Annotated in this window: 9 protein-coding genes, 1 tRNA gene and 1 rRNA gene; 8 read left to right on the top strand and 3 right to left on the bottom strand. The window is 49.5% G+C overall.

Going from position 1 to position 9,098, the window contains the following annotated elements; all coding sequences use genetic code 11:
* Nucleotides 1-8 precede the first annotated feature (8 nt).
* The 4 genes from rrf (at nucleotide 9) to CAGA_RS11405 (ending at nucleotide 1,746) form a co-directional block, all read left to right on the top strand.
* A 5S ribosomal RNA gene (gene rrf / locus CAGA_RS11420) occupies nucleotides 9-125 on the top strand.
* Between the two features lie 7 nt (nucleotides 126-132).
* A tRNA-Asn gene (locus CAGA_RS11415) sits at nucleotides 133-208 on the top strand.
* Between the two features lie 252 nt (nucleotides 209-460).
* Entirely contained in the window at nucleotides 461-1,150 is a 690-nt protein-coding gene (locus CAGA_RS11410) for a 5'-methylthioadenosine/adenosylhomocysteine nucleosidase (RefSeq protein ID WP_135660920.1), read from the top strand.
* Nucleotides 1,151-1,164: 14 nt separating this feature from the next.
* Complete coding sequence (locus tag CAGA_RS11405; RefSeq protein WP_135660918.1) at nucleotides 1,165-1,746, top strand: cyclase family protein; 582 nt, start codon at nucleotides 1,165-1,167, stop codon at nucleotides 1,744-1,746.
* 92 nt (nucleotides 1,747-1,838) lie between these two features.
* On the opposite strand, the gene lexA is transcribed toward CAGA_RS11405, so the two are convergent.
* Entirely contained in the window at nucleotides 1,839-2,426 is a 588-nt protein-coding gene (lexA, locus tag CAGA_RS11400; RefSeq protein WP_207669580.1) for a transcriptional repressor LexA, read from the bottom strand.
* 334 nt (nucleotides 2,427-2,760) lie between these two features.
* On the opposite strand from lexA, the gene CAGA_RS11395 reads away from it, so the two are divergent.
* The 4 genes from CAGA_RS11395 to CAGA_RS11380 all read left to right on the top strand — a co-directional run bounded on the left by CAGA_RS11395 (nucleotide 2,761) and on the right by CAGA_RS11380 (nucleotide 5,890).
* Nucleotides 2,761-3,495: a M23 family metallopeptidase gene (locus CAGA_RS11395; protein ID WP_135660914.1), complete on the top strand. Its 735-nt coding sequence runs from the start codon at nucleotides 2,761-2,763 to the stop codon at nucleotides 3,493-3,495.
* 234 nt (nucleotides 3,496-3,729) lie between these two features.
* A complete protein-coding gene (locus tag CAGA_RS11390) occupies nucleotides 3,730-4,164 on the top strand; it encodes an adenine nucleotide alpha hydrolase family protein (protein WP_135660912.1) in 435 nt (144 codons plus the stop codon).
* A gap of 235 nt (nucleotides 4,165-4,399) precedes the next feature.
* The gene (locus CAGA_RS11385; protein ID WP_135660909.1) at nucleotides 4,400-5,071 is read left to right on the top strand and encodes an HAD family hydrolase; all 672 of its coding nucleotides are present in this window, start codon (nucleotides 4,400-4,402) and stop codon (nucleotides 5,069-5,071) included.
* Between the two features lie 3 nt (nucleotides 5,072-5,074).
* The gene (locus tag CAGA_RS11380; protein ID WP_135660907.1) at nucleotides 5,075-5,890 is read left to right on the top strand and encodes an FUSC family protein; all 816 of its coding nucleotides are present in this window, start codon (nucleotides 5,075-5,077) and stop codon (nucleotides 5,888-5,890) included.
* Nucleotides 5,891-5,942: 52 nt separating this feature from the next.
* Here the strand turns inward: CAGA_RS11380 and CAGA_RS11375 are convergent, their stop codons facing one another.
* Nucleotides 5,943-7,325, bottom strand: coding sequence for a penicillin-binding transpeptidase domain-containing protein (locus CAGA_RS11375; protein WP_135660905.1), 1,383 nt, complete (start codon nucleotides 7,323-7,325; stop codon nucleotides 5,943-5,945).
* Nucleotides 7,325-8,998 (bottom strand): FtsW/RodA/SpoVE family cell cycle protein, encoded by a 1,674-nt coding sequence (locus tag CAGA_RS11370; protein WP_135660903.1) that lies wholly within the window; start codon nucleotides 8,996-8,998, stop codon nucleotides 7,325-7,327. Before CAGA_RS11370 ends, CAGA_RS11375 begins: the two co-directional genes overlap by 1 nt.
* Nucleotides 8,999-9,098: the final 100 nt, after the last annotated feature.

Below are 9,098 nucleotides of genomic sequence, written 5' to 3'. Positions count from 1 at the left end.
AAATATTAGTTGGTGCTGATGATGATGAGGGTCCACCCGTTCCCATTCCGAACACGGAAGTTAAGCTCATCGATGCCGAAGATACTTGGCTGGCAACGGCCCGGGACAATAGGAAGGTGCCAACACAAATATTCCTCAATAGCTCAGTCGGTAGAGCATGCGGCTGTTAACCGCAGGGTCGTTGGTTCGAGTCCAACTTGGGGAGCCAAGAAAGCCACCTGTCTTACGACAGGTGGCTTTTTTACATATGGTACTGTTCGCAGCAAATATATAAGGCGGGTTTTGTAATTTCGTGTGAAGATTGCGAGAAGCAAAAAAGCAAATATCGGAAGTATAGTGTAGAGTAAATGCTGTATTCTTTCAGCCTGCTTTCCTGAGTTGAAGGCGGCGTCAATATTCCTCATTGCTTTTCTATCGTTCTTGCTTTATACTTAATTTAAAATAAGGATGAGGTGTAAATATGATCGGTATTATCGGGGCCATGGAAATTGAAGTGGAAAATTTGATTTCGGTTATGACCGACCGGAACTCGGAGACAATCAGCGGAATCGTTTTTTATATGGGAAAAATTGAAAATACCAACTGCGTTGTAGCGAAATGTGGAGTCGGCAAAGTAGCCGCCGCCGTCTGTGCACAGACCATGATTTTAAAATATGGAACAGACGCGTTGATTAATGTCGGTGTGGCGGGCGGTATCGGAAAGGAAATCCATATTGGCGATATCGTTGTCTCGACCGGGCTGGTACAGCATGATATGGATACTACTGCACTCGGCGACGAAAAGGGCCTGATCAGCGGGCTGAACCTTGTTACGATTCCAGCCAGCAAACGTCTTTCCTACCTTGTTGCTGCTACGGCACAGAATATCTACGGGAAGGGCGTACATACCGGAATTATCGCAACCGGCGACCAGTTTATCGGCGATGTCGGCACGCTGAATAAAATTGCGGAGGAATTCGGTGCGTCAGCCTGTGAAATGGAAGGCGGCAGTATTGCGCAGGTTTGTTATATGAATCAGATAGAATTTGTGGTTATCCGCGCCATATCGGATAACGCGAATGAAGCGGCAAAGGTGGATTTCCCTACATTTGCTGCGAGCTCTGCCCGGAAATCGGCGGAGCTGATTCGGAAGGTCCTTCCCAACATATAAAAGAGGTGAAAACCATGAAGGTGATCGACATTTCGCGTGAACTGTTTTCAGCTCCCGTTTATCCCGGCGACCCCATTCCCCGCCGCGACAGGCTGCGCAGAATGGATTTGGGCGATATTTGCAATCTTTCAGGGTTTTACACAGGCTGTCACGCTTCAACCCACATAGACGCTCCAAGCCACTTTATTGAGGACGGAAAAACAGTTGACCAATTGGAACCGGAACGTTTTCTCGGTGAGTGTACGGTTATAGAGATGCAGGGGATTATTACCGGCTCGGATATTGACCGTATCCTGCCGATTGCCAAAAAGCGGATCCTGTTTAAAGGAGAAGAAAAAGCGCTCCTTTCCGAAAGCGGAGCGTTTGCCTTGACCGACGCCGGTATTTTGCTGGTGGGTACGGATTCTCTCAGCATTGAAACGGACAAGGACGAAGCCTATCCGGCCCACCGGGAGCTGTTGGGCGCCGGGATTCCGATACTAGAGGGCTTGAACCTTTCCGAAGTGGAACCGGGTAACTACCGTCTGATCGCCCTGCCATTGCTCCTAGGCGGCGCGGAGGCCTCCCCGGTACGCGCGGTACTGGTGGCGGAATAATTACCCGCGTGTGCTTCCAATCGGTTATGCTTATTTATAAAATGAAAGAGGGCATGGAATCAAGGAATCCCATGCCCGTTTTTTCTTCTTTTTTATTTATAATGGCGCACAACAGCCGTGACTTTGCCCAGAATCGAAACTTCCTTCGCGTAAATTGGCTGATAAGCCGGGTTTTCCGCCTGAAGCCGGATACCGTCCTTTTCGCGGTAAAATCGCTTTACGGTCGCTTCGTCCTGAATCATTGCGACGACAATTTCGCCGTTATTTGCGGTGGCGGTTTTCACCGCTATGACAATGTCGCCGTCCAGAATACCCGCGTTGATCATGCTGTCGCCGCGGACGTTTAGTGCAAAATATTCCGAACTGCTTCGGTTATTGCTGGGAGCATAGGGTACATAGCCTTCAATCTCCTCTATGGCGAGGATCGGCTGCCCTGCGGCAACCCTGCCGACAATGGGAACTTGGATTGTACTTTGCTCGCCTGCAAGATGGATTGCACGGTTTAAGCGGGCGTCGCGAGTAATATAGCCCAAGCGTTCCAATGTTTTCAAATGGGCATGCACACTTGAAGTGGACCGAAGTCCCGTTGCTTTGCATATTTCGCGCACGGTCGGCGGAAGTCCGCCCTCCGTCCTGCTTTTCAGGTATTCATAAACTTTTCGCTGGCTTTCGGTCAACACACAGCGCGCCCCCTTAAAAATCCTTATATAAACATTATAACATAAAATTAGAAGAAATCAAACAAACGATGTAAAACCAAAAATTCATAAGAAATTCATAGCTATTTAACAACTCAAAAGCGCATTGCTATATAATAGAGATGTAATCAAGGATATGGAGCCGCACCATTACTTGATACATGTTCTACCCTCCTCAATATACCCCTCAAGCTAATGAAGAAGGACCCAATCATTCGGACTGGGTTCTTTTTCTTTTTTATTTTGTCAAAAATTCACTTCCATTTCCGAATAGACCGCCTATTATGTGGTCAAAATAGTATCGGAGGTGGCACGAATGGATAATTTACATCTGCTAAACAATAAACCAAAAAAGGATAATTCCAGAGGGTTTTATATTGCGCTCGGTGTATGCCTGATTGCAATCGGCGTGGCGGCATGGACAACCTATGACAGCGTAGTGAATTACGCGGCTCCCAATGAAGGAACAGTCAGCAGTAAGCAGGTTCAGCATACGAATGAAGCGGTCAGCGGCATTAAAGTGTACGAGGAGGAATCCTCGGAACCGGCACCGGTGATTTCATCTGAACCGGCGCCAAAAGTAAAAGAGGAAGTTTCAAAAGCGCCTGTAACTCCGCCCTCCAAGGTACCCGCTAAGCGTACGGAGGCGAAAGTATTAACTTTTACCAGCCCGGTTGAAAAAACGGTTACCCAAGGCTTCAGCGGCCAGAATCCGGTCTATTCCAAAACCTTCAAGGATTGGCGCGTGCATACAGGCACGGATTTTGCGGCGAAGCCGGGGGATACCGTAAAGGCCGCCGCGGACGGTACGGTTAAGGATATTGTGTCGGACGATTTTTACGGAAACACCGTAGTTGTCATGCACGACAATATAGAAACAAGCTACTGCGGCCTTGGCACTATAATTGTCCGTAAAGGCGAAGTTTTAAAACAGGGTCAGAAAATTGGCACGGTGGGTATTACGCCTTTTGAAAGTGCTGATGCTTCGCATATGCATCTTTCCATGAAAAGAGACGGAAAATACATTGACCCACTCTCTGTTATTAAATAACACACGCCCCCGATACGATTAGGGGCGCTGCAAGGTCACGGAGCCGATTGGTTCCGCGGCCTTTTTCATTTGTGAAAGCCTCTGTATTGTGCTATAATAGAACTTGAATGTATGAATCGCACAAAAAATGTCGAATTTTTTATTTACAGTTTGTTAATGATTTATACATTATCTGTTACCATAACCATTTTATACTTGTATTGTCGGGAAAGGTTATGGAAAGGAGGCTAATGATTGAAGAAGGGAAATACAACCCTAGTGTGCGTTACGGGGCAGCGTGACTGCGACAGGTTGATTCGGGCCGGCAGGAAAATTGCTGACGAAACTTCCACTTCTCTGCAAGTTCTTTGCGTGCAGCCAACTTCCGCAGGGGATGAAAGCTGTGAGGAGCTTGAGTATCTGAGGCAGACGGCACGTGACGCACAGGCGGAAATGACCGTGTATTTTAACGACGATGCGGCATTGATCGCCGTGGGGTTTGCAAAACAAATCGGTGCTGTCCATATTGTAACGGGAATGCCGGAAGCACCGGTGAATGGATTTGTTGAGCTAATTCATAAGCTTTTGCCCAAAGTACCTGTTTCCATGGTTGGAAAAGAAGGGACGATTTATAATATTTGTCCTACTGGTAAAAAACAGCAGACAGTAAAACTTGCTATGCAGAATTAATACATATGAACCGAGCGCCGGAGCGAGAACTCCGGCGCATTATTATTCCCTGTTGCGCTCCTTAAAATGACCGTACGGAAACATCTGGACGGCTACGGGCTTGTTGTCCGGGGGCTTGAAGATCCAGCGCGCCGAAAACGTTTGCGAAGGGCGCAGAACCGATAAAAAACTTGCAAATCACTCCAAAATTGTTTATTATTATTAATATGTCTGATTCTGAATGTAAGGTGATTTTTTGTATAAAGGATGCATTTTCGATTTGGACGGAACACTAGCGAACACACTTGCGTCCATTGCTTACTTTGCAAACACCGCTCTGCAGAAGTGCGGCTACGAAACCATTGCGGTAGACAAATACCGGTATCTGGTTGGAAACGGCGCGGACAGGCTGTTGCATAATATGCTGGCTACTGTCTGCGGCGCAGGCGGATACGGCGAAGAAGATGTCCAAAGGGTGCGCAAAGTATACGACGAGCTGTACGAAGGGAACCCAACCTATTTGGTTACAAACTACCCCGGCATGCGCGAAACAGTAGAAAAGCTGAAAGCCGCCGGGCTGAAGCTGGCGGTGCTTTCGAATAAGCCGCATAACTGCACAACAGCCATTGTAGAATCCATTTACGGAAAACTGTTCGACTGCTGCTACGGTCAACGCCCTAAGGTTGCACGGAAGCCTTCGCCGGACGGCGCCCTGCTAATTGCGGATGAACTTCAAATTGAACCGAAGGACTTCCTTTATATCGGGGATACGAATACCGATATGAAAACCGGTGCCGCCGCCGGAATGGATACGGTAGGGGTGCTTTGGGGCTTTCGGGACGAAAAGGAATTACGGGAAAATCAGGCAAAATTTATTATTCAAAGGCCGGAGCAAATTTATGGTATAGCTGCCAGCAGCATGAGGTGATTCATGAAGTGGCTTCAAAATTTTCTTAAATCCGACCACAGGCTTGGCTTTCGAGTGGTAAAGACAGGAATTGCCGTTACGCTCTGCGTTGTCTTATCCACTTTTTTTAAGCTGGATCAGCCGTTTTTTATGGTAATTGCCGCAGTTATGACGATGGGGAAATCCATTGACGCGTCAATAAAATCCGGTCGCAATAAAATAATCGGCGTTGTAATTGGCGCGGTGATCGGCTATGGTCTTGTTTCGGTGTCCCCGGCGAATGCGGGACTGTGCGGCGTGGGAATCATCTTAACGCTGTATCTGTGCCATTTTTTCCGCCTCGACGGTGCGGCGACGCTGTCCAGCTTTGTTTTTACGGCGATCATGTTCCAGTTGGGAACCCCGCTTATCGGCGCGATAAACTGTTTTATTGGAATTGTTGTCGCTATTGTTGTGAATCTGGTTATGATGCCGCCCAATTACGCGGAGGAAATCAAAAAATCCTATGATCAGCTCTGCGCTATGATTGAGGAATCCATGGGGAATGCCGCCGAGATTCAGCAGATTGATATCGGCGCGGTGGAAGCCGGCATCCAAAAGCTGAACTACAATGTGCGAATGTACATTGCGCAAGCGAAATTCCTTCGATGGAACGACGACGAGGTATTCAAAATATCCTGTAAAATTTCCACCTATAAGATGATTCTGGACGAGTTAAGGGCGATTGAGGTTATGGAACTGACGGAGGATGCCCTAAAACCCGGTTCAGAGCTTTTTACAGTTTATCATTACCATATGAACCGGATGCAAAGGCTTTTGGAACATGTGCGGAAGCCATAATAAAAAATACGAAATATAAGAATGGGACTTTCCATTTGGAAAGTTCCTTTTGTTATTGAATCTTTGCCGCCGCGGCCATCAAGGCGGAGGCAATCTGCCCGGCGGAAGAAATGCCGCTGTTCGCATTTTCCACAACGATCGCAAAGGCGAGGGGCGTGTTCGGGTTGGAGGAGAAGCCCACCATCCAGCCGTTCGGCTTTTTGCCGTGCCCCACTTCGGCGGTTCCGGTTTTCGCGCATACAGAAAGGTTTGGGAACATTTTGTCGCCGTAGTAGTTTGAAACATTATACCGCATGTATTCTTTCAGCCGATTGGCGGTGGAAGCCTTCAGCAGACGATCCCCTTCATGGGTATGTCCGCTTTTTGTTGTCAGCCCGAGCGGGGAAGTGATACTGCTGATTACATACGGCTTTACGGGCACACCCTCGTTCGCAATCGCGCCCATAATCAGGAGCATATGATACGGATTCGTCAGGTCGGTGTATTGCCCGACGCCTGACCAAGCAAGCTCATTGGGTTTTGCTCCGGTTACATTGTAAACGCTTTTGCTGGTGGGAATTCCGTCAAGATCAAAGCTTTTGTTGAAGCCCATTTCGTTTGCGATGGCGTTCATCTTATCGCTTCCAAGCTCCACCGCGATTTGCGCAAAGGCAATGTTGGACGACTTTGCAAGCGCGTTCTTAAAGTTCAGCTTTCCATACGAGGAAACGTCGGTAATTTTGTTTCCGTTAATCAGGATGCTTCCCTTGCAGTCCCATGTCCGGCTGTCCAGATCCGGGATGTTCTCGATTGCACAAGCCGAAGTAACCAGCTTGAAAATGGAACCGGGCGTATAAGAGGAGGAAAGTACGCGGTTCAGGTATACGCCGCTGTATTTCCCCGATTTGTCCGTATCCAGATCCTTTGGTGGATTCTGCGGGTCAAAGTTCGGGGAGCTTACCATGCAGAGCATTTCCCCGGTTTTATAATTATAGATCGCGACCGCGCCGCTGCGGTTGCCTAGCTTTTGCAGGGCCAGCTTGCTCAGCGCGCTATCGAGTGTCAGCTTGATATTGCTGCCGCCGCTTTTTTCGGTCGGCGTTGCAAGCCCGGTAATAAGATTGTAGCCGGAAAGTTCGGAGCGGTAGTTGTATTGTATGCCGGTGGAAATATAGCCCTTGGTGTCGCCTACGGCGTGAAGCATGGCGCGGCGGACAGTTTCGTCGCTGTTGTATATCCGTTTGCCGTTTTCGCTCTTCGCCAGCACGACATTGTTGCGGTCGAGGATTTCTCCCCCGTTTGCAAGCTGGGAGCCGCTGGTCAGATGCTTGTTGAAGGGCTGCATGGCCCAGGTTGGGCCGTTTGTAACCAAGCCGTGGACAAGGTATCCCAGTCCGACAAAGAAGCACATCCCTAGAATCCAGAGGATTAATGAGCGGATTCCGGTCGTTTTCATCAGTTCTTCCTCCTTGCCGCGTAAGTGCGTTCATCGCTTGCTTTAATAAATGCCAGCAGTCCCCAGACCGCCATAACGCTTGAACCCCCAAGGCTGATTAAGGGCAGGGTAACGCCGGTTAACGGCAGCACATCGGTCGCGCCGAACACATTCAGGCAGGTTTGGAACAGCAGCATGCCGCCCGCCGCACAAGCGGAAATGGAGTAGAATGTTGAGCGGCTGCGGGTTGCGTCCGAGCGGGCGTAAAACATCACGAACGCGATGGTTATTACAAGGAGCAGCGCGAAGGCCAGTCCAAGTTCTTCGCAGAGCATACCGAAAACCAAGTCGCTTGTGCCGGCAAACACGTTTTTTAAATAGCCTCGTCCGATGCCCATTCCAAACAGCCCGCCGCTGGAAGCGTAGCTTAACACGCGGGTCTGTTGGTAGCCGCCGGAGTCGTTCACATGCTCCCAGACATGTCCCCAGGCGTTTATGCGATCCGCAACGTAGGGCTTGAATTTCAGAATGAGGAAAGCGCCGAAAGCCGCAACGGAACAGATCAGCGCGATAGTACGCAGGCTGCCGGAGCGCATGAAGGCGATGATCAAGAAGGTTACGAAGAATATGCAGGCCGTGCCGAAGTCGCGCATTAAAAATAACGCGCCCATGCAGACGGCGGAAAAACCTATGAATCCGGTTAAGTTCCGGGCGGTCTGCAGGTGGTCCAGCGTGGAAGCCCCCACAAAGATAAAGGCGATTTTAATAAATTCAGAGGGCTGCACACTTAACGGGCCGAATTTAATCCAGTTGCGCGCGCCGTTGTGCGTGCGCGCCAAGAGCAGGTTTGCTATGAAAAGCAGAATGGCAAAGCCTGCAATTGCCAGCCGCCAGCGCATTACGCGGTCAAGGTCGCTCAGAAATTGGATCATAACGCAGAACAATACGATCCCGCCTGCAAGCGCCCCGAGCTGGGTAAAGGTGCTTTTCACGTCCGTTCCGGAAATGAGGAGGAGCCCCGTGCCGCTTAAAAGGAACGCGATGGTTTCCAGCTCAAAGCTGACGCGCCCTAGACCTTTGATGGAATAAAAGTACAATCCCCATTCCAGCCCCAGTAGGCCGCCGAAGGGAAGTAGTGGCGTGGGGCTGAATTTGCCCGTTGCGAAACAGGCCTGAAAAACCAACAGAATCTGGATGAACGTGACCGAGAGCAGAAGTCCGAACGGGGACGCCGCGCGGCGCCGCACCCATTTGCGTTTCTTTGGGTTATTGTTTGCCCGCTTCAGCATCAATGCCGTAGAACCCATTGCCATCACGTCCCCGGGCATCACCTGATACGGGCCGTTTATTTTGGTGCCGCTTACGAAGGTACCGGATTTTGAACCGGTGTCGGTAATAATCCACCCGCTTTCGCGCCGCATCAGGACGGCGTGGTCACGGCTTGCAGTAGGGTCGTTCAATACGATATCGCAGCTTTTGCTGCGCCCGATGGAATTTTCCCAGTATAAAACAGGAATCACTTCATGTGTTACCATGTCTTCCAATATTACGACGGGGTCTTCCCGTCTGCGACCGCGTTTGAGCGACGCAAAGCACCTGCATATTACGATGAGTGACGCAAACGGTACAATCACGCGGAAAGCGAAAAGTACCAAGTCAAAAGAAGTTTGAATTACAGGTAAGTCAAGCGTCAAGGAAACGCCTCCTTCCTAATTTGGAGCAAAGCCTGCCTTTGCTTGTTTTCCTATTATACAATGTTTTATTTGCAAAGTAAACGGAGGGGACATCGTCCCC

Origin of the sequence: Caproiciproducens galactitolivorans (assembly GCF_004768785.1) — a bacterium.
GTDB lineage: Bacteria > Bacillota > Clostridia > Oscillospirales > Acutalibacteraceae > Caproiciproducens > Caproiciproducens galactitolivorans.
This window is presented reverse-complemented; position numbering and strand designations above follow the sequence as displayed.